General features: G+C 71.5%; 23 protein-coding genes and 1 pseudogene. 13 read left to right on the top strand and 11 right to left on the bottom strand.

Annotation, left to right across the window (positions count from 1 at the left end; translation table 11 throughout):
• Positions 1–38 precede the first annotated feature (38 nt).
• Positions 39–1,211, top strand: a complete 1,173-nt coding sequence (locus AB0H82_RS18375; protein WP_362993869.1) for an aminoglycoside phosphotransferase family protein — start codon at positions 39–41, stop codon at positions 1,209–1,211.
• Positions 1,212–1,316: 105 nt separating this feature from the next.
• Entirely contained in the window at positions 1,317–2,120 is an 804-nt protein-coding gene (locus AB0H82_RS18370; protein ID WP_362993867.1) for a hypothetical protein, read from the top strand.
• Here the strand turns inward: AB0H82_RS18370 and AB0H82_RS18365 are convergent.
• Positions 2,111–2,758, bottom strand: a complete 648-nt coding sequence (locus AB0H82_RS18365) for a TetR family transcriptional regulator (protein ID WP_362993865.1) — start codon at positions 2,756–2,758, stop codon at positions 2,111–2,113. The genes AB0H82_RS18370 and AB0H82_RS18365 overlap by 10 nt on opposite strands.
• Positions 2,759–2,830: 72 nt before the next feature.
• Here AB0H82_RS18365 and AB0H82_RS18360 point away from each other — a divergent pair, with 72 nt between their 5' ends.
• Positions 2,831–4,924 carry an AAA family ATPase gene (locus AB0H82_RS18360; RefSeq protein ID WP_362993863.1) on the top strand — a complete coding sequence of 698 codons (2,094 nt, stop codon included), beginning with the start codon at positions 2,831–2,833 and terminating at the stop codon, positions 4,922–4,924.
• Between the two features lie 26 nt (positions 4,925–4,950).
• Here AB0H82_RS18360 and AB0H82_RS18355 read toward each other — a convergent pair whose 3' ends face one another.
• Both AB0H82_RS18355 and AB0H82_RS18350 read right to left on the bottom strand, forming a co-directional pair.
• Positions 4,951–6,426, bottom strand: a complete 1,476-nt coding sequence (locus tag AB0H82_RS18355; RefSeq protein ID WP_362993861.1) for a penicillin-binding protein 2 — start codon at positions 6,424–6,426, stop codon at positions 4,951–4,953.
• 107 nt (positions 6,427–6,533) lie between these two features.
• Positions 6,534–7,424 (bottom strand): NAD(P)-binding domain-containing protein, encoded by an 891-nt coding sequence (locus AB0H82_RS18350; protein ID WP_362994021.1) that lies wholly within the window; start codon positions 7,422–7,424, stop codon positions 6,534–6,536.
• Between the two features lie 116 nt (positions 7,425–7,540).
• Between AB0H82_RS18350 and AB0H82_RS18345 the strand changes: the two genes are divergently transcribed.
• Positions 7,541–8,536, top strand: coding sequence for a helix-turn-helix domain-containing protein (locus AB0H82_RS18345; protein ID WP_362993859.1), 996 nt, complete (start codon positions 7,541–7,543; stop codon positions 8,534–8,536).
• Here the strand turns inward: AB0H82_RS18345 and AB0H82_RS18340 are convergent.
• A complete protein-coding gene (locus tag AB0H82_RS18340) occupies positions 8,514–9,572 on the bottom strand; it encodes a PHB depolymerase family esterase (protein WP_362993857.1) in 1,059 nt (352 codons plus the stop codon). The two genes, AB0H82_RS18345 and AB0H82_RS18340, sit on opposite strands and share 23 nt — an antisense overlap.
• Positions 9,573–10,071: 499 nt before the next feature.
• Between AB0H82_RS18340 and AB0H82_RS18335 the strand changes: the two genes are divergently transcribed.
• A complete protein-coding gene (locus AB0H82_RS18335; RefSeq protein WP_362994019.1) occupies positions 10,072–11,115 on the top strand; it encodes an alkene reductase in 1,044 nt (347 codons plus the stop codon).
• 141 nt (positions 11,116–11,256) lie between these two features.
• Here the strand turns inward: AB0H82_RS18335 and AB0H82_RS18330 are convergent, their stop codons facing one another.
• Positions 11,257–13,716, bottom strand: coding sequence for an excinuclease ABC subunit UvrA (locus AB0H82_RS18330; RefSeq protein ID WP_362993855.1), 2,460 nt, complete (start codon positions 13,714–13,716; stop codon positions 11,257–11,259).
• A gap of 265 nt (positions 13,717–13,981) precedes the next feature.
• On the opposite strand from AB0H82_RS18330, the gene rox reads away from it, so the two are divergent.
• Positions 13,982–15,409 (top strand): rifampin monooxygenase, encoded by a 1,428-nt coding sequence (rox, locus tag AB0H82_RS18325; RefSeq protein WP_362993853.1) that lies wholly within the window; start codon positions 13,982–13,984, stop codon positions 15,407–15,409.
• A gap of 3 nt (positions 15,410–15,412) precedes the next feature.
• Here rox and AB0H82_RS18320 read toward each other — a convergent pair.
• A pseudogene (locus tag AB0H82_RS18320) lies at positions 15,413–15,496 on the bottom strand (VOC family protein); the annotation flags it as partial.
• 30 nt (positions 15,497–15,526) lie between these two features.
• Here AB0H82_RS18320 and AB0H82_RS18315 point away from each other — a divergent pair.
• Complete coding sequence (locus tag AB0H82_RS18315) at positions 15,527–15,943, top strand: hypothetical protein (RefSeq protein ID WP_362994017.1); 417 nt, start codon at positions 15,527–15,529, stop codon at positions 15,941–15,943.
• Here AB0H82_RS18315 and AB0H82_RS18310 read toward each other — a convergent pair.
• Positions 15,933–16,829 carry an aminoglycoside phosphotransferase family protein gene (locus AB0H82_RS18310; protein ID WP_362993851.1) on the bottom strand — a complete coding sequence of 299 codons (897 nt, stop codon included), beginning with the start codon at positions 16,827–16,829 and terminating at the stop codon, positions 15,933–15,935. The genes AB0H82_RS18315 and AB0H82_RS18310 overlap by 11 nt on opposite strands.
• A 224-nt stretch (positions 16,830–17,053) precedes the next feature.
• Between AB0H82_RS18310 and AB0H82_RS18305 the strand changes: the two genes are divergently transcribed.
• The 3 genes from AB0H82_RS18305 (at position 17,054) to AB0H82_RS18295 (ending at position 18,613) form a co-directional block, all read left to right on the top strand.
• Entirely contained in the window at positions 17,054–17,461 is a 408-nt protein-coding gene (locus AB0H82_RS18305; protein WP_362993849.1) for a helix-turn-helix domain-containing protein, read from the top strand.
• Positions 17,462–17,515: 54 nt separating this feature from the next.
• Complete coding sequence (locus AB0H82_RS18300) at positions 17,516–18,136, top strand: hypothetical protein (protein ID WP_362993847.1); 621 nt, start codon at positions 17,516–17,518, stop codon at positions 18,134–18,136.
• A 138-nt stretch (positions 18,137–18,274) separates the two neighbouring features.
• On the top strand, positions 18,275–18,613 hold the full coding sequence (locus AB0H82_RS18295; RefSeq protein ID WP_361721631.1) for a DUF2516 family protein: 339 nt from the start codon (positions 18,275–18,277) through the stop codon (positions 18,611–18,613).
• A 28-nt stretch (positions 18,614–18,641) separates the two neighbouring features.
• Here AB0H82_RS18295 and AB0H82_RS18290 read toward each other — a convergent pair whose 3' ends face one another.
• The 3 genes from AB0H82_RS18290 to AB0H82_RS18280 all read right to left on the bottom strand — a co-directional run bounded on the left by AB0H82_RS18290 (position 18,642) and on the right by AB0H82_RS18280 (position 22,440).
• On the bottom strand, positions 18,642–20,009 hold the full coding sequence (locus AB0H82_RS18290) for a SpoIIE family protein phosphatase (RefSeq protein ID WP_362993845.1): 1,368 nt from the start codon (positions 20,007–20,009) through the stop codon (positions 18,642–18,644).
• A 289-nt stretch (positions 20,010–20,298) separates the two neighbouring features.
• Positions 20,299–21,375 carry a C40 family peptidase gene (locus tag AB0H82_RS18285; protein WP_362993843.1) on the bottom strand — a complete coding sequence of 359 codons (1,077 nt, stop codon included), beginning with the start codon at positions 21,373–21,375 and terminating at the stop codon, positions 20,299–20,301.
• Positions 21,376–21,615: 240 nt separating this feature from the next.
• Positions 21,616–22,440 carry a class I SAM-dependent methyltransferase gene (locus AB0H82_RS18280; protein ID WP_362993841.1) on the bottom strand — a complete coding sequence of 275 codons (825 nt, stop codon included), beginning with the start codon at positions 22,438–22,440 and terminating at the stop codon, positions 21,616–21,618.
• Positions 22,441–22,643: 203 nt separating this feature from the next.
• Here AB0H82_RS18280 and mshA point away from each other — a divergent pair, with 203 nt between their 5' ends.
• The gene (mshA, locus tag AB0H82_RS18275; protein WP_362994015.1) at positions 22,644–23,999 is read left to right on the top strand and encodes a D-inositol-3-phosphate glycosyltransferase; all 1,356 of its coding nucleotides are present in this window, start codon (positions 22,644–22,646) and stop codon (positions 23,997–23,999) included.
• Entirely contained in the window at positions 23,992–24,501 is a 510-nt protein-coding gene (locus AB0H82_RS18270) for a YbjN domain-containing protein (RefSeq protein ID WP_362993839.1), read from the top strand. Before mshA ends, AB0H82_RS18270 begins: the two co-directional genes overlap by 8 nt.
• Positions 24,502–24,505: 4 nt before the next feature.
• On the opposite strand, the gene AB0H82_RS18265 is transcribed toward AB0H82_RS18270, so the two are convergent.
• Positions 24,506–25,891, bottom strand: coding sequence for an MFS transporter (locus AB0H82_RS18265; RefSeq protein WP_362993837.1), 1,386 nt, complete (start codon positions 25,889–25,891; stop codon positions 24,506–24,508).
• Positions 25,892–26,125: 234 nt separating this feature from the next.
• Between AB0H82_RS18265 and AB0H82_RS18260 the strand changes: the two genes are divergently transcribed.
• On the top strand, positions 26,126–26,887 hold the full coding sequence (locus tag AB0H82_RS18260) for a phosphoglyceromutase (protein WP_362993835.1): 762 nt from the start codon (positions 26,126–26,128) through the stop codon (positions 26,885–26,887).
• Positions 26,888–26,957: the final 70 nt, after the last annotated feature.

Raw genomic sequence — 26,957 nt, 5'->3', positions numbered from 1 at the left:
GCAGGAACGGTTCCGTGCAGGGGCTACCCTCTGCGCTCATGCCGTCACCTCCGCCTCACCCTCCCCATGAGGCGCCGAAGAGCGGTCGCCGCGAGTCGTGGATCCGACGCCTCGCCGACGCGCACCGGGAACACCCGGACCGCCAGGTCGTGGCCGGTCACCACAACATCAACTACGTGGTGCCGCTCGGCTGGCGCCTCGCCCTGCTGCTGCGCACGATGCCCTTCCGGGCCCGGGTCAAGTGCCGGATGCCGCGCGACACCGTGGAGGTGGTGCCGCGCATCTGGCCGAGTGAGCCGGAGCTTCTCACCGTGGTGAGCCGGCACCTCAAGGAGGTACCGCGCTGCCTCCGGGACTTCGGCGACTGGTCGCTGCACTCCTACCGGGCCGGGCGCGCCCTCTCCGAAGTGCAGCCGGAGGGGCCCATCGGGGAGCCGATGATGCGTTCCTTCGCCGAGTTCTTCGCCCGGACGGCGACCGTGCCGGACGAGGAGCTGCCGCCGAGGCCGCCCGGCTGGCCGGAGTCCGGGCAGAGCCAGGAGTTCCTCCACTGGCTGATCGGCTTCACCGAGGACCGGGTCTACGGACCCAACCGCAGGCGGTTCGAAGCTCTCTTCACGGCCGTGGGCGTCCGCCCCGACGCCATGGCGGCCTTCCGCGACGACCCGGACCGCCCGAGCCTGACCTCACGCCCGTTCTGCCTGCTGCACACCGACGTCCACCGCGCCAACGTCGTCGTCGACCGCAAGCAACTCGCGGTCATCGACTGGGAACTGGCCATGTACGGCGACCCGCTGCACGACCTCGCCACCCATCTCGTGCGCATGGAGTACGACAAGGACGAGCAGATCCGGATGCAGGAGCTGTGGGCCGACGCGATGCGGCGCGCGGCCCACGCCGACATGACGGCGGGCATGGCCGCCGACCTCCCCGTCTACCTGGACTTCGAGTACGCCCAGTCCGTCTTCCCCGACATCATGCGGGCCGCCCTCGACCTGACCGAGCTGCCGGAGCAGCCGGAGGCCGCCGACTTCGCGGCCGCGGCCACGCGGGTCTGCCGGGCGCTGCGGCGAGCGGCCGAGCCTCTGCAGCTGGCCGAAGTCCCCGACGCGACCGTGGCCGAGCAGGCGCTGCGCGAGTGGTACGCGGGACCGCTCGGCCGTGCTCTTCCTGACCGGCCCGCGCACGGGCACCATGGGCTTCTCCTGTAGAGCACCGTTCAATTCCCGTGACGCGAGGGGGACGTGGTGGCCGCGAGGGGTCTTCGTGCGGGGCGTGAGCGGTTCGGGGAACGGTGGGCGGAGGCCGAGAGCGCCGTGACCAAGGCGCTGCTGCTCGGCGTCTTCCTCCTCGGCCTGGTCGCCCAGTTCGTGCAGCCGGTGGGGGACGCCCTGGAGGGCAAGACCTACCTGGGCGGCGCGATCCTCAGCCTGGTGGGCTACGTGCTCTACGCCGAGGTGCGCGAGCTGAACCGCAGGATGCTCCCCGAGTCCGGGTCCGAGATACGCACGTCCGACCTGCGCGAGCACATCGAGCGGGTGCTGGCGAACAGAAGGGCCAGGCGGATCCGCATAGACGCGATCGGCTACACGGGAGAGACCGTCCAGTCCCCGGTCAGCCGCAGCCTGGAAGCCCTGGAGGAGGGCGCGCGGCGCGAGGTGCGGGTCCGCATCCTCGTGCCGGACTTCACTGTGCCGATGGCGATCCCCGGGACGCTGGACGCGGAGGGCAAGGCCGTGGACGACCCGGCGTACCGCGCGTACCAGCTGGACAAGGTCCGCTGGAACGTGCGGGAGTTCGGGGTCGCCGCCCGCAGCCTGCGGGAGTCGCGCCGGGCCGAGATGGACGTGCAGTTCCGCGTCCTGTGCATCACGCCGCTGCTGAAGTTCTGCCTGATCAACGGCGACGAACTGTTCGACGGCATCTACGACAAGGTGGTGCAGGAGTCGGCGCCCGTGCCTCCGGAGCGGCAGATCCTGGATCTCAAGGGCTATCAGGCCGTCCTGACCCACTGGCGCGCCGAGTCGGGAGCCGCGGGCCGCGAGAAGGTCGCGCAGCGGCAGGACCTCTTCGACACGCTGTGGCGGCTCGCCTCACCGCTGCCCGGCGCTCACGCGTAACGCGTGACCCCCGTGCGCAGCTGTTCGAACGCGCTGTTCGTGGCGGTGACCGCGGCCGGGTGGACGGCGGCCGCCGGCTCGCCCGCCGCGATGCGGCGCCAGTTCTCCTCGGCGAGGATCCGCTGGACGGTGATGATCTGGCCGGCGGCGAGGCGGGACTCCAGGGGGGTGCCGCCGTGGGCGGTGCGGAGGGCGGTGGCGAGGGCCTGTTCGGAGCGGTTCTGGTAGCCGTGGAGGCGGGCCACCAGGGAGGGGGTGCCGTAGAGGAGGCGGTGGAAGGCGAGGACGGCGGGGGCGTCGCAGAGGCCGGTGACCGGGTCGTGGCGTTCCAGGCCGGCGAGGAAGTGGCGGTGGAGGGCGTCGAGCGCCGGGGTGTCGCCGCGGGCGGTGACCACGCGGGCCGCCTCGTCCTCGTGGTCGGCGAAGCGGTGCAGGACGAGGTCCTCCTTCGAGGCGAAGTAGCGGAACAGCGTCGGCTTGGAGACCTCCGCCGCCTCCGCGACCTCCGCGACGGAGACCTGCTCGAAGCCGCGCTCCAGGAAGAGGGCGATCGCCGTCTCGGAGATCGCCTCGTACCTGCGCTGCTTCTTGCGCTCGCGCAGGCCTGGGGTGCCGGTCGTCGTGCTGTCGCTGGGCATGGGGGCAGTCTAGCCGGATTGAGATGCGGTTAGAAATTTAACTCGGTTACATTTTTGGTTACTCTGGTGGGCATGCCTTCCCCTTCCGATGCCCTCGTCCAGGAACGCAGCTACCACGACGCCTGCCGCGCCGCCCTCGCCGCCATGGTCGAAGGCGCCGAGGAACAGGTGGCCGGAGGGGCCGACGTCTCCGCGTCCGGGGCCGACGCCGAAGTGCTCGGCTACCAGTTCCGCAGCCACGCCAAAGCCATGCGGGAGCTCCCCGAGGCACCCCTCTTCTTCGGGCGCCTCGACTTCGGCGGCGCCGGGCCGGAAGGGGACGCCGCCGGTGACCACCGGGGGCAGCGCTACTACATAGGGCGGCTCCGCATCACCGAGCACCCCTCCGCCCCGCCCCTCGTCGTCGACTGGCGCGCCCCCGTCTCCCGCGCCTTCTACCAGGCCGGAGTGCAGGACCCGCAGGGCGTCGCCGTCCGCCGCAGGTTCGGCTGGGCCCCCGGCAGCAAGGGCGACTCCGCCGACCTCACCGGCATGGAGGACGAGCACCTGGGGGAGGGGGAGGCCGGGAGCGGGGAAGAGAGCCGCATCCTCGCCGGGGAGATCGAGCGGCCCCGCGTCGGACCCATGCGTGACATCGCCGCCACCATCCAGCCCGAACAGGACGACCTCGTACGCGGCGACCTCGCCGCATCCGTCTGCGTGCAGGGAGCCCCCGGCACGGGAAAGACCGCCGTCGGCCTGCACCGCGCCGCCTACCTGCTCTACACCCACCCGCAGCGCGTCCAGCGCTCCGGACTCCTCATCCTCGGACCCAACCGCACCTTCCTGCGCTACATCGCCGAGGTGCTGCCCTCCCTCGGCGAGACCGGCGTACGGCAGTCCACCGTCCAGGACGAGGTCGCGCGGCACCCCGTGCGCGCCCACGACGACCCGGCCGCCGCCCTCGTCAAGCACGACGCCCGGATGGCCGAGGTGCTGCGCCGCGCGCTGTACTCCCGCGTCGCGCCGCCCGCCGAGCCCCTGGCGGTGCCGGACGGCTCGTACCGCTGGCGGGTGGGGCTCGGCGAGCTGGAGCGGATCATCGAGGACGTGCGGGGCGAGGAGCCGCCGTACGCCGTGGGGCGCGAACGCGTGCGGAGCCGGGTCGTCCGCGCCGTTCAGGAGCAGGCCGAGCGCCGGGCAGGACCCCGGAGCAACACCTGGGTGCAGCGGATCGGCCGGTGCAGGCCCGTCAGCGCCTTCGTGGACGGCGCCTGGCCCAGGGTGCGCGCCGACGAGGTGCTCGCCGGTCTCCTCGGGGACCCCGACGCGCTCGCCGCCGCGGCCGACGGAGTCCTCGACGGCGCGGAGCAGCGGGCGATCCTGTGGACCGGGCCCCCGCGCTCGCACAAGACCGCCAAGACCGCCAAGACTGCCAAGCCCGCCAAGTCCGCGAAGTGGAGCGCCGCCGATCTCGTCCTGATGGATGAGATCGAGGGGCTGCTCGAACGGCCCGCCGGGTACGGGCACATCGTCGTCGACGAGGCGCAGGACCTGTCGCCCATGGAGTGCCGGGCCATCGCGCGCCGCGCCGGTTTCGGCTCGCTGACCGTCCTCGGCGACCTCGCCCAGGCCACCACCCCGTGGGCGCCCCGCAGTTGGGCCGAGCTCCTCGCCCACCTGGGCAAGCCGGATGCCGCGGTGACGCCGCTGACCACCGGATTCCGGGTGCCGCGCGCCGTCGTCGGACTCGCCAACCAGCTGCTCGCACGGCTCGACGTGGACGTGCCGCCCGCCCGGTCGCTGCGCGCCGACGGAGAGCTGCGGGTGCGGAAGGCGGCGGACGCGGCGGAGGTGGAGGCCGGTGTCGTCGGGGCGGTGCGGGACGCGCTCGGACGGGAGGGGTCCATCGGCGTCATCGCCGCCGACCGGCGCGTCGAGCGGGTGCGGGCCGCCCTGGGCGCGGCGGGCATCGGGAGCGCGGGCCCCGACGAGCTGGGCGCGCGGGTGACCGTGCTGCCCGCCTCGCTCGCCAAGGGACTGGAGTACGACCATGTCGTCGCCGTCGAGCCCGCTGAGATCGCGGGGGCCGAACCGCGCGGCCTGCACCGGCTGTACGTCGTCCTGACCCGCGCGGTCTCCCGCCTCGACGTCCTGCACAGCGGGCCGCTGCCCTGGGAGGTGTAACCCCCGGAAGGCCCCCGACAACTGCCTCAGCGGTCCAGGACCGCCTCCATGACCGCCTTCGCGATCGGCGCCCCCAGCTTGCCGCCGGCGATCTCCGAACGCGGGATGTCCATGTTGGACGGGTCGACGAACACGGCGACGGCGACGGGGGACTCGCCCTCGCTGTTCTTGGCGTACGAGACGAACCATGCGTACGGGCGCTCGTCGTTGACGTCCGCGCCGTGCTGCGCCGTACCGGTCTTGCCGCCGACCGTGACGCCGTCGATCCGCGCCTTGTTCGCGGTGCCGTTCTCGACGGTGTTCTCCATCATCTCCTGCACCGTCTTCGCGGTCTTCTCGGAGACCGCCCGGCTCAGCGGGTCGGGCGAGGCCTTCTCGATCGCCGAGAGGTCGGGGCCGCGCAACTCCTCGACCAGATAGGGCTTCATGACCTCGCCGTCGTTGGCGAGACCCGCCGTGACCATCGCCATCTGCAGCGGGGTGCTGGTCAGGCTGCCCTGGCCCATGCCGGTCAGCGCGGTCTGCGGCTTGTCGAGCCGCTCCGGATAGCTGCTGGCGACCGCGCGCACGGGAATGAACTGCTCTTCGTTGAACCCGAACTTCTCCGCCGTCTCCCGCATCCTGTCCTTGCCGACCTTGAGCGCGACATCGAGGAACACGTTGTTGCAGGACCACTGCATGCCGGTCTTCAGCGACACCTTGTCGCAGTTGGCGTCGGGCACGTCGTTGCCGATGCGGGTGGAGCTGAGGGGGAGCTTGTACGGGGTCTCGGCGTCGGTCCGCTCGTCGATGTCCGTCACCACGCCGTGTTCGAGGGCGGCGGCCGCGGTGAGGATCTTGAAGGTGGAGCCCGGCGGGTAGATCTCGCGCAGCGCGCGGTTGCTCAGCGGTTTGTCCGCGCGCTTTTCGAGCTCCTTGAACTTCTTGCCCTCCTCGGTGGAGATGCCCGCGAACACCGACGGGTCGTACGAAGGGGTGCTCGCCATCGCGAGGATCTTGCCGGTGCGCGGGTCGAGGGCGACCACCGCGCCCTTCGCGTTCAGACTCACCAGACCTTCGTAGGCCGCCTTCTGCGCCTCGGGGTCGATGGTTGTGACGACGTCGCCGCCCTGCTGCTTCTTGCCGGTCAGCATGTCGAGGGTGCGCTTGATGAAGAGCCGGTCGTCGTTGCCGCTGAGGATGCCGTTGTGGACGCCCTCCAGGAAGGTGCCGCCCTGCGCCTGCGAGAAGTAGCCCGTCACCGGCGCGTACATCGGACCCTCCTTGAAGGTCCGCTTGTACGCGAAGTCGGTGCCGGACGTCTTCTTGGAACCGGTGATGGACTTGCCGCCGACGATGATGTCGCCGCGGGGGTGGGAGAACGCCTCGATCTGCACGCGGCGGTTCTTCTCGTGGTTGGCGAGCTTGTCGTTCTCCGCGAACTGCACCCATGTCGCCCGCAGCAGCAGCGCGAGCGTGAGGATTCCGCAGAAGACGGCTATGTGCCGCAGCGGACGGTTCATGGGTGGCTCCCCCCGGTGCCGGTGACCGAACTCTTCCGGTCCATGGTGACGGCTCGCGCCCCGGGGCGGGAGGGGAATCCGGGTTATGACTGGGGCTCTGCCGGTGGCTACGGCGTGGCGGGGGCCCGCAGCACCTCGACGACGCTCGCGAAGCTGTCCCGCCCGTGGCCCGCGGCCGCGGCGCGCTCCATCGTCGCCCTCAGGAGCTCGGGCAGCGAGGTGTCGACGCCCCGCGCTCGCGCGGCGTGGACGAGGTGGTCGATCGCCCCGATCTGTACGTCGACGGTGGCGTCGTCGCCCGGATAGCGCCCGGCGTCCACCTGCGGCGCGTACGTCGTCATGAAGCCGGAGACCGCGCCGGTCAGCCAGCGCAGGGCGACCCGGGTGAAGTCCGTGGCCGGGGGCCCGTCTGCGGTCACCACGGCGGTGCCGTGCAGCCAGCCGGTGAACGTCGCCCACATCAGGCCCAGCAGGGCGGAGTCGTACAGCGAGGCGAGGCCGGGCCGCGCGCCCAGGTAGAGCGGGTCGCCGAGCGCGGCGAGGACGGGGCGGTGGGTCGTGAGGACCGTCTCCGAGCCGCTGTAGAGGAACATCATCTCGGGGCTGCCGACGCCCGGCGGGGTCGTCATGATGCCGCCGTCGAGGTACCCCGCGCCGTGCTCTGCCGCCCAGGCGGCCATCTCCTCGGCCTGCTCCGGCGACCCGGAGGTGAGGTTGACCAGGGACTTCCCGGCCAGGCCGCCCGCCTCGGCGACCGGGTCGAGGACGGTGTGCAGCGCGTCGTAGTCGAGGACGCAGGCGAGCACGAGGCCGCTCGCGGCGACGGCCTCCGCCGGGTTCGCGGCGACGTGCGCGCCGCGGTCGGCGGGTGCCTTCGCCTTCTCCGGGGAGCGGTTCCAGACGGTGGTGGGGTGACCTCGGTCGAGGAGGGCGGCGGCGAGGGCGGAGCCCATGTTGCCGAGGCCGATGACGGTTACGGGGGTGTTCTCCGCGTTCATGTTCATGGGGATCACGCTCGCAGGGCGGCGAGGGCCCCGACAGTGACAGTGGTGACGGCGGGCACCAAATTCCTGCCAGGGGGTGTGGAGGGCCCGGCTCGTCGTACGCTCCGGGCATGAGCGCTGGTTCCGTAGTCGTGGTCGTGGCCGACGAGATCGGGTTCCCGTCCTGGGACCTGTACGAACTGAGCATCCCGCTCACGGTGTTCGGGAAGCCGCAGCCGGACCTCTCCGACCACTGGTACGACCTGCGGCTGTGCGCGACAGGGGAACGCGACCCCGGCGGCGGCGACTTCGGGATCGCGCTCCGCACCCCGTACGGCCTCGAAGGCCTCGCCGGAGCCGACACCGTGGTCGTCACCTCGGTGCCCGACGCCTGCGTCGAGGAAGGCGCGCCGCTGCCGGCCGGCCTCGCCGACGCGCTGCGCGCCGCCCACGGGGCGGGCGCCCGCATGGTCTCGCTGTGCACCGGGGCCTTCGCGCTCGCCGAGGCGGGCCTCCTCGACGGCCGCAGGGCCACCACCCACTGGATGCACACCGCCCAGCTCGCCGCCCGGTACCCGAAGGTGACCGTCGACGACTCCGTCCTCTACGTGGACGACGGTGACGTCCTGACCAGCGCGGGCCTGACCGCGGGCCTCGACCTCTGCCTCCACCTGGTCCGCCGCGACCTCGGCGCGCACGTCGCCAACCAGCTCGCGCGCCGCATGGTCGTGCCCGCCCACCGGCCGGGCGGCCAGGCCCAGTTCGTCGACCTGTCCGTGCCGGAGACGGACGACGCGGGCCTCGGCCCCGTACTGGAATGGGCCCGCGCGCACCTGGACCGGCCGCTCACCGTCGACGACCTGGCGCGGCGGGCCGCGATGAGCCCGCGCACCCTCTACCGCCGCCTCCATGCGGCCACCGGCACGACACCGCTCCAGTGGCTGCTCAACCAGCGCCTCGCACGGGCCCAGAGCCTCCTGGAGTCGACGGACCTGCCGGTGGAGAAGGTGGGCGAGCTGAGCGGCCTCGGCACGGCGAACAACCTGCGGCACCACTTCCTCAAGCAGGTCGGGGTGTCGCCGGGCGACTACCGCCGGTCCTTCTTCAGCCGCCGCCCAGCTGCCTGACCATGTTCATGATGGCGGTGATCTGCTTGCCGCCCTTCTCGGCGTACTTGGTGTCGCCGCCGTAGCCCCACCAGTTCCAGCAGCCGCGCGGGTTGTCGAGGGAGGTGGTGGCCTGCGGATACAGGACGATCATGCGGTTCGTGTCGGCGTACTCGTTCAGATGCGCCTGGCGCATGAAGGTGTCGCCGAGCTGCCCGTACGTCTGCTGACACCCGTGCAGCGCGACCATGAGACGGCACGCCCCCGTCGATACGGCGGATGCGCAGGCTTTCGGGACGTACGCGAACCCGTCCCGTCCCATGCTGACGGCGGCCGCGCTGCCGCCCGGGACATGGCGGTTCTGGTCGAAGCGGACGAGGGTGCCGTCGAGCGGCGCGGCGGTGGCGGGGCTCACCGGAACGCCGAACAGGTGGGTGAGCATGGCCCGTTGGGGATCGGTGCCGCAGTTGTTGATGTAGGGCGAGGCGGTGCTCGTGCAGGGCACCGTGCCGAGCGGGGAGACCCAGGCGTGGCCCGCGGCGGACGACGCGTCGTACGAGACGTCCGCGCCGAAGTCCCGGTGGTAGCGGGCCAGATCGTCGTTGACCGGGCGGTCGACGGTGCGGTCGTTGCCGCCGTGGTGGAGCCAGACGGGGTCGCCGGACAGATGCACGACCGGGTCGACGCGGCCGGCCGCGGCGCGCTCCCTGGTCAGCTGCTCCAGCTGTGCCGGGGTCCTGCGCGGCATGAACGTGTCCATGCACGCGTACAGGGCGGTGTTGACGCTGCCCTGCGCACAGTCGTAGGCACCGGCGCTGAAGATCCCGGCTCCCTCGAAGACGGCGGAGTGCGCCACGTGCAACTGGTCGGCGAGGTACCCGCCGGACGACACGCCGGACACGTACACCGAACCGATGTCGTACGGACGCAGCTCACCGGGGGTGGGGGAGGGAACGGCGGCCACGGCACCACCGGCTCCGCCGAGCGTGAGTGTGAGCGTGAGGGCGAGGGCGCCGGCCGCGGCCGACAGCGCCCGCAGGGTCTTTCGGTACGCCATGAGGACCTCCGGGACGGGTGTGGAGGCCGTCATCGTGGAGGCGCGGGGGCGGATACGACGAGGTGGGCCGCGGCCACTCCGTGCGGGCGGGGGGTGTGGTCCGGCGCCACGGGCGGGGCGCAAGGCCGCGACGCGAGGCCGCGGCGCGAGGCCGCCGCTACCGGCCCGTCAGCGGACCATCAGGATCCCCGAAGCGCGCCGGAGCACAGTCGTCCCTGTCAACAGCCGACGGACCGACGCGGCGAGTCCACACGATCGACACGACGCGGCGAATCCACACGACGCGGGAACCCACACGCCACACGATCCACGCGGAGAACCCCGCGCCAAGGAGCACTCCATGCCAACCATCACCACCGAACCCCCTGCCGTGTCCGTGTCCGCCGCCGCTACCGCCACCGCCACCGCTACCGCCACCGCCACCGCGGCCGACTCCCCGCTCCTCCAGCCCGCCCGACTCGGCGCCCTCCACCTCCCCAACCGGCTCGTCATGGCGCCCATGACCCGCAACCGTGCCTCCGCCGACGGCGTCCCGCAGCCGGTGATGGCCACGTACTACGCCCAGCGGGCCTCGGCGGGCCTGATCATCGCCGAGGCGTCCACGCCCAACGCGGTCGGGCAGACGTACGCCAACACCACGGCGATTCACGACGACGCGCACGTCGCCGGGTGGCGGCGGGTCACGGACGCGGTGCGCGACGCGGGCGGCCGGATGTTCCTGCAGATCCAGCACGGCGGCCGCGTCGGGCACCCGGACAACAGCGGGCTCACACCCGTCGCGCCCTCGCCGGTCCCGCTCCCGGACACCATCCACACACCGACGGGGCATCAACCCGCCGTCGTGCCGCGGGAGATGACGGCCGACGACATCCGGGAGACCGTCGCGGACTTCGCGGCCGCCGCCCGCCGCGCCGTCGACGCGGGCTTCGCCGGCGTCGAGGTGCACGCCGCGAACGGCTACCTCCTCCAGCAGTTCCTCGCCCGCAACACCAACCACCGCACCGACGCGTACGGCGGCCCGGTCGCGCACCGCATCCGCTTCGTGGTCGAGGTCGTCCGTGCCGTCGCCGACGCGATCGGCGCCGAGCGGGTCGGCGTCCGCATCGCACCCGGCATCACCGTCAACGGCATCGAAGAGGGCGACACGGAGGACATCTACCCGGCGCTCGTCGACGCCCTCAAGGACATCGGCGACCTCGCCTACCTGCACATCGTCTTCGCCGACCCCGACAGCGCCCTCTTCCGTCGGATCCGCGCGAGCTGGCCGGGCACGCTCGTCGCCAACCCGGTCCTCGGCTGGGGCGGCCCGCTGCCCGCCGACGGCGGCAGACACGCCGGCGAACGGCTGCTCGCGGCCGGTGCGGACCTGGTATCGCTGGGCAGGGCGTTCCTCGCCAACCCCGACCTGGTCGAACGGATACGGCTCGGGGCACCCCTGAACGCCGTACGGGACAAGGGCCAGATGTACGTGGGAGGCCCGGCCGGCTACACGGACTACCCGACGCTGCGGGGGCCCGTGGGGGCGAACCGGGACGGCGAGTGAACGCCCCGGGTGCCCAGCGCCCCCTCCCTCCATCACGCCCGGCTCGTGCGCTCCGCCACCCCTCTGGTCAGCCTCCTCGTCCGGGCCTCGTGCGGGCGCAGGAGGCCGCCGCTCTCCCGCCCCGGCCCCGACGCATCGGGTTCAGCCGCCCACGTACGCTGCGAGGTGCTCGCCCGTGAGGGTGGGACGGGAGGCGACGAGGTCGGCGGGGGTGCCCTCGAAGACGATCTTGCCGCCGTCGTGGCCCGCGCCCGGGCCGAGGTCGATGATCCAGTCGGCGTGCGCCATGACCGCCTGGTGGTGCTCGACGACGATGACCGACTTGCCCGAGTCGACGAGCCGGTCGAGGAGGCCGAGAAGCTGTTCGACATCGGCGAGGTGGAGGCCGGTGGTCGGCTCGTCCAGGACGTAGACGCCGCCCTTGTCGCCCATGTGCGTGGCCAGCTTCAGCCGCTGCCGTTCGCCGCCGGACAGTGTGGTGAGCGGCTGGCCGAGGCTGAGGTAGCCGAGCCCGACGTCCGAGAGGCGCCGCAGGATCTTGTGGGCGGCGGGCGTGTGCGCCTCGCTGGTGCCGGAATCGGTCCCAGCACCTGGGCCGGAGCCGGGGCCGAAGAACTCCTCCGCCTCGTCCACCGACATCGCCAGGACCTCGCTGATGTCGCGGCCGCCGAGCCGGTACTCCAGGACCGACGCCTGGTACCGCCTGCCCTCGCAGTCCTCGCACGGGGTGGCGACGCTCGCCATCATCGCCAGGTCGGTGTAGATGACGCCGGCGCCGTTGCACGTCGGGCAGGCGCCCTCCGAGTTCGCGCTGAACAGTGCCGGCTTCACGCCGTTGGCCTTCGCGAACGCCTTGCGGATCGGGTCGAGCAGGCCGGTGTACGTCGCCGGGTTGCTGCGCCGCGAGCCGCGGATCGGGGTCTGGTCGACCGAGACCACCCCCGCGTGGGTCGGGATCGACCCGTGCACGAGCGAGCTCTTGCCGGAGCCCGCGACGCCGGTGACGACGGTGAGCACCCCGAGCGGGATGTCGACGTCGACACCGCGCAGGTTGTGCGCGTTCGCGCCGCGGATCTCCAGCGCCCCGGTGGGCTTGCGCACGCTCTCCTTCAGCGCGGACCGGTCGTCGAAGTGGCGGCCCGTGACGGTGTCGGAGGCCCGCAGCCCCTCGACGGTGCCCTCGAAGCAGACGGTGCCGCCGCCCGTCCCCGCGCCGGGACCGAGGTCGACCACGTGGTCGGCGATCGAGATCGTCTCGGGCTTGTGCTCCACGACGAGCACGGTGTTGCCCTTGTCCCGCAGCCGCAGCAGCAGGCCGTTCATCCGCTGGATGTCGTGGGGGTGCAGGCCGACGGTGGGCTCGTCGAAGACGTACGTGACGTCGGTGAGGGACGAGCCGAGGTGGCGGATCATCTTGACGCGCTGCGCCTCACCGCCGGACAGGGTGGCCGCGGGCCGGTCGAGCGACAGATATCCGAGCCCGATCTCCACGAACGAGTCGAGGGTCTGCTGCAACGCGGTGAGCAGCGGCGCCACGGTCTCGTACGCGCCCTTCGAGGACCCCGGGGACGACTCCGCGAGGCCGCGGACCCACTCGGCCAGGTCCCTGATCTCCATCGCGCAGGCGTCGGCGATGCTCTTCCGCCGGATCTTCGACGAGCGCGCGCCCTCGCTCAGGCGGGTGCCGTCGCACTCGGGGCAGGTGGTGAAGGTGACCGCCCGCTCCACGAACGCCCGGATGTGCGGCTGCATCGACTCCTTGTCCTTGGCGAGGAACGACTTCTGGATCTTGGGGATGAGCCCTTCATAGGTGAGGTTGACGCCGTTGACCTTCACCTTGACCGCCTCGCCGTACAGGAAGGACTGCAGCTCCTTCTCGGTGTACTCGCGGATCGGCTTGTCCGGGTCGACGAAGCCGGACTGGGCGTAGACCTGCACGGTCCACTGGCTGTCCGACTTCCAGCCGGGGATGGTGAACGCGCCCTCGGCCAGCGACTTGGAGTCGTCGTAGAGCTGGGTGAGGTCGATGTCGGAGACCGTGCCGCGGCCCTCGCAGCGCGTGCACATGCCGCCGGTGCGGTGGTACGTCGCGGTCTGGGCCTTCGTCTTGTTGCCGCGCTCGACGGTGATCGCGCCGCTCGCCCTGACCGACGCGGTGTTGAAGGAGTAGGCGCTGGGCGGGCCGATGTGCGGCTCGCCGAGCCGGCTGAAGAGGATGCGCAGCATCGCGTTGGCGTCGGTGGCCGTGCCGACGGTGGAGCGGGGGTCGCCGCCCATCCGCTGCTGGCCGACGGTGATCGCGGTGGTGAGCCCGTCGAGCACGTCGACCTCGGGGCGCGCCTGCGTCGGCATGAAGCCCTGCACGAAGGCGCTGTACGTCTCGTTGATCAGCCGCTGCGACTCCGCGGCGATCGTGTCGAACACCAACGAGCTCTTGCCGGACCCCGAGACGCCGGTGAACACCGTCAGCCGGCGCTTCGGGATCTCGATGCTGACGTTCTTGAGGTTGTTCTCCCGGGCGCCGTGCACGCGGATCAGATCATGGCTGTCGGCCGCGTGCGACCGCGGGGTCTTCTCGCTGCCCGTCGTACTGCTGCTCATCGCGATCTCCATCGAGGTCCGGCACGCGGCATCGTGCGTTTTCACGCTATCCGCGGGGTCTGACAACCGCTTCTCGGACGGGAGGAGAGCAAAAGAGAAAGGCAAGGAGGGTTACGCACTCCTTGCCACTCTCAACTTATAGCGCACAGGGGGCCTTGCGGCAAGACCCCGATGGTCCTGCACAATCACCGCTCGTCACAACGACGAGCTCGCTGAACGAGGGGTTTTCATGGGGGCTTACATGGGGGATCGCATGACGGATTTCATGACTGACGTGATCATCGCCGGCGGCGGCCCGACCGGCTTGATGCTGGCGGCCGAGCTGCGGCTGCAGGGCGTGCGCGTCCTCATCCTTGAGAAGGAGACGGAGCCGACCAAGCAGTCTCGTGCTCAGGGCCTGCACGTGCGCAGCATCGAAGTGATGGCCCAACGCGGTCTGCTGGACCGGTTCCTGCCGCTCGGCAGGCAGTTCACGGTCGGCGGCTTCTTCGCCGGCCTCGGCAAGGCCTGGCCCGACCGCCTCGACACGGCGCACTCGTACGTCCTCGCCATCCCGCAGGAGATCACCGAACGCCTGCTCGCCGAGCGCGCCGCCGAGCTCGGCATCGAGATCCGGCGCGGCTGCGAGGTGGCCGGGCTGAGCCAGGACGACGACGGGGTGACCGTCGAACTGGCCGACGGCACACGGCTGCGCTCGCGCTACGCCGTCGGCTGCGACGGCGGCCGCAGCACGGTGCGCAAGCTGCTCGGCGTCGGCTTCCCCGGCGAGCCGAGCAGAAACGAGACGCTGCTGGGCGAGATGGAGATGACCGCATCGCCCGAGGTGCTCGCGGAGAGGACGGCCGAAGTCCGCAAGACCCAGCTGCGGTTCGGCGCCATGCCGCTCGGTGACGGGGTGTACCGCGTCATCGTGCCCGCGGACGGCGTGTCCGAGGACCGGGCGGCCCCGCCTGTCCTGGAGGACTTCCAGCGCCAGCTGCGGGCGTTCGCGGGCACCGACTTCGGCGTGCACTCGCCGCGCTGGCTCTCCCGCTTCGGCGACGCCACCCGGCAGGCCGAGCGGTACCGGGTCGGCCGGGTGCTGCTGGCGGGCGACGCCGCGCACATCCACCCGCCGACCGGCGGGCAGGGCCTCAACCTCGGTATCCAGGACGCGTTCAACCTCGGCTGGAAGCTGGCCGCTGAGGTCAACGGCTGGGCTCCGGAGGGCCTGTTGGACAGCTACTACGGCGAACGGCACCCGGTGGCCGCCGCCGTACTGGACAACACCCGCGCGCAGATGGAGCTGATGTCTTCGGAGCCGGGCGCGCAGGCGGTGCGCAGGCTCCTCGCGGAACTGATGGACTTCGATGAGGTGAACCGCCACCTCATCGAGAAGATCACCGCGATCGGTGTCCGATATGACTTCGGAGAGGGCCACGACCTGCTCGGCAAGCGGCTGCGGGACATGGAGCTGAAGCACGGCCGCCTCTACGACCTGATGCACGACGGCCGCGGACTGCTGCTCGACCAGACCGGCCGCCTGTCGGTGGAGGGCTGGACGGACCGGATCGACCACGTCGTCGACGTCAGCGAGGAACTGGACGCCCCCGCGGTGCTGCTGCGCCCGGACGGACACGTGGCGTGGGTCGGCGACGACCAGCAGGACCTGCTCCGCCAGGTGCCCACGTGGTTCGGGGCGGCCGCGGGCTGACCGTCAGGCGCGGTCGTGGAGAGTGACCTGGTATCCGTCGGGGCCGGCGAAGGTGAACGTCCGGCCGAAAGGGCCGTCGACGGGTGCCCCGCTGCACAGGCGTTCCACGAGCAGTACCTGGGCCGCGTCCGCTCGCAGGCCGGGCCTCGGCACGCCGTCGTCTTCGAGACGAAGCCGATCACGTTAGCACTCCGCGAGGTCGTTCCCGGCACCGACCTCGCATCCGTCGCCCAGCCCGGCACCGGCGCCGCGATCCGGCTCCACGCCACGGATGTCCAGGCGCCGGCCCGGCGGCCGGGCTTGTCGAACTCCGAGCTCGCGCGCGGCGCGTTCGTGACACGCCAGTCGATGAACGTGCTGCTCCAGACCCTGGAGAAGGCGTCCGCGGCGGTCCGGTCCGTCGAGGTCGGAATGCTGGCAGGCATGACCGAGGCCGAGCGGTCGGGCGCGTCCCGGATCCTGCAGAGCATGATCCACTCCCTGCGCGACGGCAACGGCGGTGCGGATGGTTCGGCAGCAGCTCTCAGCCGATGAGCGCCTCGGTGATCTGCCGGGTGGTCTGCGCGGCGACCCGGGGGTTGACGGCGGCGTAGGAGGTGTAGGCGTTCAGGCCGGTGGCCAGGGCCCACCCGCGGCCCCGCAGCCACGTGGCGTCGTCCACGCCGAGCGCGTCACGGAAGGCGGCCCGGCTGCCGGCCGTCATCAGGGTGAACGCGATCATCAGGTCGCAGGCCGGGTCGCCGACGCCGAGCCCGCCGAAGTCGATGACGGCGCTGAGGCGGCCGCGGGTGGTCAGCAGGTTGCCCGTGTGGAAGTCGCCGTGGAAACACACCGGAGGGCCGTCCCACCCGGGGGCGCCCATGGCCGCATCCCACAGCTCGGTCATCGCCGTGGCGTCGAAGACGTGATCGACCTCTGCGATGGCGTCCCGCGTCGCGCGGTCCCGCTCGGACAGCGACCAACTGGAGAGATGCTCGCGGGCGGCCTCGGATGTGCTCTCGGGCGCGAACCGCTGGAGAGCGGCCAGGAAGTGCGCCAGCTCGACGGCGGCCGTGGTGGAGTCGGCCAGCGCGTCGACGGTCGCCACGTCGCCTTCGAGCCATCGGGAGACCGCCCACGGCCACGGATAGCCGAAGTCGGGTTCCCCCACCCCGACCGGCACCGGAACGGCCAGGGGGAGGTGCGGGGCGAGTTCGGGCAGCCACTGGAACTCCTTCCTGGCCTGACCGATGGCGTCGGCATGACGGGGCAGCCGGACGGCGAGTTCCTCACCCAGTCGGTAGATGACATGGTCGGAGCCGGCCGGGTCGAGCAGCTTCAGAGGCAGCCCCGCCCACCGCGGGAACTGGGTGTCGATCAGGCGCCTGACGAGTGCGGCATCGATCTCGGGCCGGATGTCCGCGGTTCTCGCGATCGCCAAGACAACTCCTGCGGTCGGTCGGTCCACTCCGTACGGCGGACGGTACGGCCATCACAATGCGCCGCGACGCCGCCTGTCGACCGATTTAACGCGCCGCGGGGGTACGTGGCTTGATCGCGCGTCTCAGGGCCCCTGGCTGTATCGCACCGCTGGGCGACGTGGCGTGGCGCACTTTTGCAAGCAGGTGCTTGCAATAGTTAGCAAGGGTGCTGCACCATCGGGGCATGGCATCGCTCAACGTCGGCAATCTCGGCGAGTACCTGCGCGAGCAGCGGCGCACCGCGCAGCTGTCGTTGCGGCAGCTCGCCGACGCCGCCGGGGTGTCCAACCCGTATCTGAGCCAGATCGAGCGCGGCCTGCGCAAGCCGAGCGCGGAGGTTCTGCAGCAGGTCGCCAAGGCCCTGCGGATCTCCGCCGAGACGCTGTACGTGCGGGCCGGGATCCTCGACGAGAAGGAGCGGGACGAGCTGGAGACGCGCGCCGTCATCGTCGCCGACCCGTCCCTCAACGAGCGCCAGAAGCAGGTGCTGTTGCAGATCTACGAGTCGTTCCGCAAGGAGAACGGCTTCGACGCGGCGTCGTACGACACCGACGGCAGTGATGCCGACCCGAAGCAGTCACCCTCAAGCTGACCCCCAAGCCGAAAAAAGCTGACAAGCCGACGCGAATCCGGGAGGACCATCGTCATGGCCATCACCGATGACCTGCGCAAGACCCTCAGCAATCCCACCCCCGCGTACTTCGTCGCCGGGTCCGCGGACCTCGCCTTCCAGCAGGCGAAGAAGGTTCCCGGTCTCGTCGAGCAGCTGATCGCCGAGGCTCCGTCGCGCATCGACGCGGTGCGCAACACCGACCCCAAGACCGTCCAGGACAAGGCCGCCGCCCGCGCCAAGGAGGCGCAGGAGACCCTTCAGGCCAAGGTCACCGAGGTGCTCGGCACGCTCGACACCGACCTGAAGAAGCTTCAGGAGACCGCGCAGGACCTCGCGTTGCGCGGTGTCGGCGTGGCCGCCGAGCTCGCGGTCAAGGCGCGCGAGAAGTACGACGAGGTCGCCGAGCACGGCGAGCAGGCCGTGAAGTCGTGGCGCGGCGAGGCCGCCGAGGAGATCCTCGACCTGGCCGAGACGGTCGAGCCCGACGCCGAGACGGAGCCCGTATCGGCGGAGGACGCGGCGCCCAAGTCGGTCGGGGTCGTCGCGCCCAGGAGCGCGGCCGCCGCCCCGGCGAAGAAGCCCGCCGCGAAGAAGGCCCCCGCCCGCAAGACGACGACGGCGACGGCGAAGAAGACGCCGCCGCCCGCCAAGTAGCAGCTCCGCGTCACGCTTCCGGTGTGCGTGAGGGGCGGGCACTCTCCGCGTGCCCGCCCCGTTGACGGGGTAGCGGGTACCGTGGCCGCGTAATCGATGAGCCGTGACTGGCCGAGACTGGTGGTGGACGTTGTGCTGATGCAAGGGTTCGCGAACTTCATGTGGCTGCTGTCGCTGGCCCTGATCGTCTTCAGCGGGTTCGCCCTCATCGACGCCGCGGTCCGGCGTGAGGATGCCTATCGCGCGGCGGACAAGAAGACCAAGCCGTTCTGGCTGATCATCCTCGGCATCGCCTTCGTGGTGAACCTGCTCTTCCCGATCCTGTCCTTCCTGCCGATCATCGGACTCGTCGCCACCATCGTGTACATGGTGGACGTGCGCCCGGCGATCCAGCAGATCACGGGCGGCGGGCGCGGCGGCCGCCGCGGCGGCTCCAGCAGCGACGGCCCGTACGGCCCGTACAACGGCGGCCGGTAGCTTCTGCCCCCGCCGGTACGGACCGCGCTCACCGCGCCCCGGGCGACCGGTCCAGGAGCAGCACCGCCACGTCGTCCGTGAGGTCCCCGCCGTTGAGGTCGCGGACCTCGTTCACGGCCGCCTCCAGGAGCTCGTCGCCCCGCAGCCCCGCGGCGATCTGGCGGCGGACCATCTCCACCATGCCGTCCTGCCCCAGGCGCTGGTTGCCCTCGCCGATCCGGCCCTCGATCAGACCGTCCGTGTAGAGCATCAGGCTCCATGCGCCGCCGAGCTCCACCTGGCGGCGCGGCCAGCGGGCGCGCGGCAGGAGCCCGAGTGCCGGTCCGCCGTCCTCGTACGGCAGGAGTTCGGCGAGGCGCCCCTCGCGCGCGATCAGCGGCGCCGGGTGCCCGGCGAGGCAGAGACCGGCCCGGCGGCCGTCCGGGGCGATGTCGACCGTGCAGAGCGTCGCGAAGATCTCGTCGTCCGCGCGCTCGTGCTCCAGGACCTTCTGCAGCGTGGAGAGCAGCTCGTCACCGCAAAGTCCCGCGAAGGTCAGCGCGCGCCAGGCGATCCGCAGTTCCACGCCGAGCGCCGCCTCGTCGGGCCCGTGGCCGCAGACGTCGCCGATCATGACGTGCACGGAGCCGTCCGGCGTGCGCACGGTGTCGTAGAAGTCGCCGCCGAGGAGCGCGCGGGAGCGGCCGGGCCGGTAGCGGGCGGCGAACCGCAGCGGTGAGCCGTCCAGGAGCGGCGTCGGCAGCAGGCCGCGCTCCAGGCGGGCGTTCTCCTGGGCGCGCAGGCGCGACTCGGTCAGCTGGCGCTGGGCCGCGTCGGCGCGCTTGCGCTCCACCGCGTACCGGATGGCGCGGCTCAGCAGCCGGCCGTCCAGCTCCTCCCGGAAGAGGTAGTCCTGGGCGCCGACCCGGACGGCTTCGGCGCCGCGCTCGGAGTCGTCGTTCGCGGTGAGGGCGAGGACGGCGTGCCGGGGCGCGAGGCGCAGCACGTGCTTGAGGGCGACGAGCTCGTCGTCGTCCGCCTCGGCGGCGCCCGGGGCCGGCAGGGCGAGGTCGAGCAGGATGCAGTGCACGTCGTCCGTGAGCAGCCGCTCGGCCTCGGTGAGGTTGCGGGCGGTACGGATGCGGATGGGCTTGCCCGCGGAGTCGAGGAGCTCGGGGACGCTCAGCGAGCCCGCCGGGTCGTCCTCGATCACCAGCAGGCTGAGCCCGGAGCCGTTGCTGTGGCCGTTGCCACTGCTGCCGGTGCTCCTGTTGTCGCTCCTGTTGGTGTTGGTGTTGCTCTTGTTGTTCGCTGTCGGGGCGGGGGCGGGCGCCGTCGTGTCGTGCGGGGGCGCCGCATGAGCCTGGCCGCCTTCCGCGGCCGGGATCGCTCTCTGCCGCGGTATGGGTGCGGGCATCGCTTGCTTCCTTCCCTCCCCCCGAGGGCATGGCGCCGCGCAGGTCGACGCGGCACCGACGGGGACCATAGCGGTAGCCGTGCCTCCAGTGGAATGGCGCGCGGCAAACAGCCACCGTCATATGCCGCATCCAGGAACGCACTTGGGCACGGCGGGGTCCCGCCAGGGATGACGAACATCACGCCGGGAGGGTTGAGCAGCCGGGCGCGGGGTGCGCTGGGTCACATGCCGCCCGGAACCCGCCCCACCCGCCGCCGCGAACGCCTACTTGTCCGGCTGCCGGGAACGCCTACTTGTCCGGGCGTACGACCCCGAGGATCTTCATCGATCCCGCCCCCGCGATCGTCACGTCCCGGCCGGGCCGCGGCGCGTGCACGATCGCGCCGTCACCCAGATACATCCCGACGTGGCTCGCGTCCGAGTGGTAGATGATCAGGTCACCGGGGCGCATGTTCTTGACGTCGACGCGCGGCAGCTGCTTCCACTGCTCCTGCGAGGTCCGCGGTATGCCGCGGCCTGCGGCCGACCAGGCCTTCGAGGTGAGTCCGGAGCAGTCGTACGACCCCGGGCCCTCGGCGCCCCACACGTACGGCTTGCCGATCTGGGCGGTGGCGAACTCGATGGCCTTCTTGCCCTGGGGCGACGCCTTGCCGTCGACGTCCTTCAGTGCGCCCGAACTCACCCACGCCGACTGCTTCTTGAGGGCGGCGGCCTCCTCCAGCTTGCGCAGCCGCTCCCGCTCCTTCTTCTCCAGCGTCGATTCGAGCTTCTCGGCGGCCGCGATCTTCTTCTTTATCTTCTTCTTCGAGGCGGCCTTCGCCTTGCGGTTGGCTTCCAGCTTCTTCCAGCGGGCGGTGGCGTCCTCGGCGTATATCCGCAGGTCCTCCTGCGTGCGCTCCAGCTCGGTGAGCATGCCCTTGGTGGCCTTCTGGCCCTGCCGCAGGCGCCCGGCGCCGTCCAGGAACCGGCCCGGGTTGTCGCTGAGCATGAGCTGGGCCTCGTCCGGCATGCCGCCGCCGCGGTACTGCGCGCGGGCCGCCGCGCCCGCGCGGGCCTTGAGCTTCTTCAGCTTCGCCTGGCCCTTGGCGATGTCCTTGGCCAGCTTCACGATCTGCTCGGACTGTTGGTCGGCCTTCTCCTCGGCCGCGTTGTACGCGTCCGTGGCGACGCCCGCGTCGTGGTAGAGCTTGTCGATGTCCTTGCGGACCTCTTCGAGGGCCTTGTCCGTCCGGGGTCTCGGATCGGTGGGCGTCGCCGGACTGGTGGGTCTCGCCGGACTCGCGAAAGCCGTCCCCGGTGCGGCCAGCACCGTCGCCGCGCAGATCAGCGCCACGGCCGTCGCTGTCGAATATCGCTTGCCGGTCACGCCCCGCCACCCCCAAAGCCGATGTACCCGATGTACTCGATATACCTGATTTACCGTCAGTAACTTACGGTCGCCACCGGGATGGTGCCATGTTGGCGCACGATCCGACAGAGCCCGACGGCAACTCCGATCCCCCATACGCCCCATGTGACGTACGACACGCGAAGATCGTTCCCCGTCGTTCCGTGGACGAGAACATCTCCGGGTGACGTCAGGGTGGCCTCAGGGAGGCCTGGGGGTTCACCCCGAGCGAGGCGCCAACGCCTCCCAGCGCACCGTCACTTCGCCCTGCCGCCACCGCGAAGCCCCGTCGGCCACCGGCCAGTCGGCCGTCAGGTCCCGCACCGCCCTGATCCACCGCTGCCGCGCCCCGTACGAGGCGTACGGCGCCGCGGCCGCCCAGGCCCGGTCGAAGTCCCGCAGGAACGCGTGCACGGGCTCGCCCGGCACGTTCCGGTGGATCAGCGCCTTCGGCAGCCGCTCGGCGAGGTCGGATGGCCGGTCGAGGGACCCGAGCCGCGTAGCGAACGTCACCGTGCGCGGCCCCTCGGGCCCGAGCGCGACCCACACGTGCCGCCGTCCGATCTCGTCGCAGGTGCCCTCGACGAGCAGCCCGTCGGGGGAGAGGCGGGCGCGCAGCCGCTCCCAGACGGCGGCGACCTGCTCCTCGTCGTACTGCCGCAGGACGTTCGCGGCCCGAATCAGGACGGGTCCCGAGCCCACCGCCCCCGAGCCCACCCGCTCCGGCAGCGGGACCTCGAAGCCGCCGTGCAGGAAGGAGAGGCCCTCGCGCTCGTACGGCGCGGCGGCCGCGACCCGTGCCGGGTCGATCTCGATACCGACCACCCGCGCGCGTGGAGCGACGGTACGCAGCCTGAGCAGCAGCTCGACGGCGGTCCAGGGGGAGGCGCCGTAGCCGAGGTCGACGGCGACGGGGTCCGCGGCGCGGCGCAGCGCGGGACCGTGGACGGCGGCGATCCAGCGGTCCATGCGGCGCAGCCGGTTCGGGTTCGTGGTCCCGCGCGTCACCGTTCCCACGGGGCGGGAAGGGGTGCGTGGGGCCATGGAAGAAGGGTATGCGGGGTCCGGCGGCCGAGGGACACCACGTGGCGGGGCGGGCGACGCAGCGTAACGCTTTGGCAAAAACGTCCGGGTCGGAGGCCAGGCGGAAATGGAGCAGCCGGCTCCGGTGTTCCCCCTCTGGAGGTACGTACGCCCTCCCCGTAGTCATGCCCGCAGTCATGTCCGTACGCAAGGAGGACCGCCACGTGAGCCAGTACGTGTCCAGGCTCGGGCGTCGCTCCCCGGCGGCACCCCCACGGCTCCGTATCCCCGGCACTCAGCGGCGGCCGCGTCGCGTGGCGATGCTGAGCGTGCACACCTCGCCGCTGCACCAGCCCGGCACGGGCGACGCGGGCGGCATGAACGTCTACATCGTCGAGCTCGCCAAGCGCCTCGCCGCGATCAACATCGAGGTCGAGATCTTCACGCGCGCCACCACCGGAGGACTCCCGTCCGCCGTGGAACTCGCGCCCGGCGTCCTCGTACGCCACGTGGACGCGGGCCCCTACGAAGGACTCGCCAAGGAGGAGCTGCCGGCCCAGCTCTGCGCCTTCACGCACGGCGTCATGCAGGCCTGGGCGGGCCACCGGCCCGGCTACTACGACCTGGTCCACTCCCACTACTGGCTCTCCGGCCACGTCGGCTGGCTCGCCGCCGAACGCTGGGGCGTGCCCCTCGTCCACGCCATGCACACCATGGCCAAGGTCAAGAACGCGGCGCTCGCCGAGGGCGACACCCCCGAACCCGCCGCCCGCGTCATCGGCGAGACCCAGATCGTCCGCGCCGCCGACCGCCTCATCGCCAACACCTCCGAAGAGGCCGACGAGCTCGTACGCCACTACGAAGCAGAGCCCGGGAAGGTCGCCGTCGTCCACCCCGGCGTGAACCTCGAACGGTTCCGCCCCGCCGACGGCCGCGCCGCCGCCCGGCACCGCCTGGGCCTGCCGCAGAACGCCCTCGTGCCGGTCTTCGCGGGCCGCATCCAGCCCCTCAAGGCCCCCGACCTGCTGCTCCGCGCGGTCGCCGTGCTCCTGGACGAACGACCCGCGCTGCGTTCGAACATCGTCGTGCCCATCGTCGGCGGCCCGAGCGGCAGCGGCCTGGCCAAGCCCGAGGGGCTGCAGAAACTGGCCGCGAAGCTGGGGATCGCGGACGTCGTCCGCTTCCAGCCGCCCGTCGGCCAGGAGCAGCTCGCGGACTGGTTCAGGGCGGCGTCCGTCCTCGTGATGCCCTCCTACAGCGAGTCCTTCGGCCTCGTCGCCATCGAGGCGCAGGCGGCGGGCACGCCGGTCCTCGCGGCGGCGGTCGGCGGTCTGCCCGTCGCCGTACGCGACGGGGTGACCGGATTTCTCATCCCCAACCACGAACCGGCCCACTACGCGCGCGTGCTGCGCGATTTCGCCGACCATCCCCACCTTGTGGACAGCATGGGCGAGGCCGCTGCCCGGCACGCGGAGTCCTTCGGCTGGGACACGGCGGCGTCCTCGACGGCGGACGTCTACACGGCGGCGATGCACGATTTCCGCACGTCCCGCCGTCACGTACGCTCGCACCATGGCTGATCAGGATCAGGCGGACGACACTGCGGCGATCATCGAGCGGACCCTGGACGACGCCGAGCTGGAATGGGAGACCGTCGAGCCCGGCTCGTACGTGGTGAAGCTCCCCGGCACCCGGAAGCTCTCCACGACCCTGTCCCTGCGGGTCGGCAACCACTCCCTGTCCCTGAACGCCTTCGTGATCCGCCATCCGGACGAGAACCACGAGGCGGTGCACCGCTGGCTCCTGGAGCGGAACCTCCGTCTCTACGGCGTCAGTTACGCGATCGACTCGCTCGGCGACATCTACCTCGCCGGCAAGCTGCCGCTCTCCGCCGTCACCCCGCCCGAACTCGACCGCCTCCTCGGCTCGGTCCTCTCGGCCTCCGACGACTCCTTCAACACCCTCCTCGAACTGGGCTTCGCGTCGGCGATCCGCAAGGAGTACGAGTGGCGGGTCGCCCGCGGCGAGTCGACCCGCAACCTCGATGCGTTCACACACCTGACTCAGCCGAGCGGGCTCTGAGGCACTACGGACGCGGTTCGGCCACGGAATCCGTACGAGGCGCAACGGGCTCAGCGACGCCGACCTCGACCTCGACCTCGACGGCGGGAGTCACATCGGCCACAGCGGCAGCGACAGCCGCGGGAGCCCCGTCCGGCGCACCGGCGGCGACATCCCCAGGGGACGGGGCCGGGGACGGGGCCGGGGCCTCCTCCGGCAGCTGCCGCATCAGCGCCCAGTACCCGGCGGCCGCCCCCGTCCCGATCACCGCGCAAGCAGCCCACAGCCACTCCGCCCCGAACCGGTCGATCACGAAGCCGGACATGAGCGGGGCGACCAGCCCGGCCACGGACCACGACATCGTGTACATGCCCTGGTAGCGGCCGCGGCCGTGCACCGGGGAGAGCCGCACGACCAGCCCCGTCTGCGTCGGCGCGTTGACGATCTCGGCGAGCGTCCACACGCACACGGTCAGCGCGAAGACCCCGACCGACCCGGCGAACGCGGTGAGCCCGAAACCGTACCCGGCGAGCACCGAGGAGATCACCAACAGCCGCCCCGCGTCCCGGTGTTCGATGAACCGCGTGACCGGGATCTGCAGGGCGACGATCAGGACGCCGTTCACGGCGATGGCGACGCCGTAGTCGGCGGGCGTGAACCCCGCGTCGCCCATCGCGATCGGCAGCCCCACGGACCCCTGCTGGAAGATCAGCGCGACGAGGAAGGACAACCCGACCACGCCCATGAAGCGCCCGTCCCGCACCACGGTCCCGAGCCCCACGTCGGGCTCCGCCGCCTTCTCCAGCGCCGTCCGCACGGGCCGCGACTCCGGCAGCTTCGCGAAGACGACGATCGCGCAGGCCATCGTCATGGCGGCCTCGATCAGGAAGCCGGCGCGATAGCTGTACGAGGCGATGAACCCCGCGCCCGCCGAGGAGATGGCGAAGCCGAGGTTGATGGCCCAGTAGTTCAACGAGAAGGCGCGCACCCGGTCCTCGGGGCGCACGATGTCCGCCATCATCGCCTGCACGGCGGGCCGGGACGCGTTGCTCGCCATGCCCACCGCGAAGGCGACGCCCGCGATCGCGACGGGGTGCTCCATGAACCCGAGCACCGCCACCGACACGGCCGTGGAGGCCTGCGCGATCAGCAGCGTGGGCCGCCGCCCGAGCCGGTCGGTCATCACCCCCGCGCCCAGTGAGGAGACGACGCCCCCGAGCCCGTGCAGGGCGGCCACGAGCCCCGCGTACGAGGCGGAGTAACCCCGCTCCAGGGTCAGATACAGGGCCATGAACGTGGCGACGAAGGCCCCGAGCCGGTTGACCAGGGTGCTCGTCCACAGCCACCAGAAGGCGCGAGGCAGCCCCGAGACGCTCTCGCTGACGGCGCGTCTCATGGCGGTGAACGGCATGGAGGTCCCCCCGGAAATACAAGAACTGCAGCTGGCAACATACGCGCCGCGATGTAAGTGTCCCCAGCGGCAGGCAAACGTTACGAGTCTAGGGCCGGCCCCCGCCACTCAATTGACAGCAACCGTCAACTGTCACCCACCGCAGGGCCTCCGTTCCACGCCTGCTCCCACGCCCGCTCTCACGCCTGCGCCCGCGCGCGCGTGGCCCCCTGGAGTTCGATTACGCTCAGAGGCATGGCCGACGCACCGTACAAGCTGATCCTCCTCCGCCACGGCGAGAGCGAATGGAACGCGAAGAACCTGTTCACCGGCTGGGTGGACGTCAACCTCAACGAGAAGGGCGAGAAGGAGGCGGTCCGCGGCGGTGAGCTGCTCAAGGACGCCGGCCTGCTCCCCGACGTGGTCCACACGTCGCTCCAGAAGCGCGCCATCCGCACGGCGCAGCTCGCCCTTGAGGCGGCCGACCGCCACTGGATCCCGGTCCACCGCTCCTGGCGCCTGAACGAGCGCCACTACGGCGCCCTCCAGGGCAAGGACAAGGCCCAGACGCTCGCCGAGTTCGGCGAGGAGCAGTTCATGCTCTGGCGCCGCTCGTACGACACCCCGCCGCCGCCGCTCGACCGCGACGCGGAGTACTCCCAGTTCTCCGACCCGCGCTACGCCACCCTCCCCCCGGAGCTGCGCCCCCGGACGGAGTGCCTGAAGGACGTCGTCGTCCGCATGCTCCCGTACTGGTTCGACGGCATCGTCCCCGACCTCCTCACGGGCAAGACGGTCCTGGTAGCGGCCCACGGCAACAGCCTCCGCGCTCTGGTCAAGCACCTGGACGGCATCTCCGACGCCGACATCGCGGGCCTGAACATCCCCACGGGCATCCCGCTCTCCTACGAACTCGACGCCGAATTCAAGCCCCTGAACCCGGGCGGCACGTACCTGGACCCGGACGCGGCGAAGGCAGCGATCGAGGCGGTCAAGAACCAGGGCAAGAAGAAGTAGCCCCCACACAAATAAGCCCCCAGCCTGCGTTTTCCTCGTAGGCCGGGGGCTTACGCGTGTGCGGGTCACC

Source organism: Streptomyces sp. NPDC050732 (assembly GCF_040654255.1).
Classification (GTDB): domain Bacteria; phylum Actinomycetota; class Actinomycetes; order Streptomycetales; family Streptomycetaceae; genus Streptomyces.
This window is presented reverse-complemented; position numbering and strand designations above follow the sequence as displayed.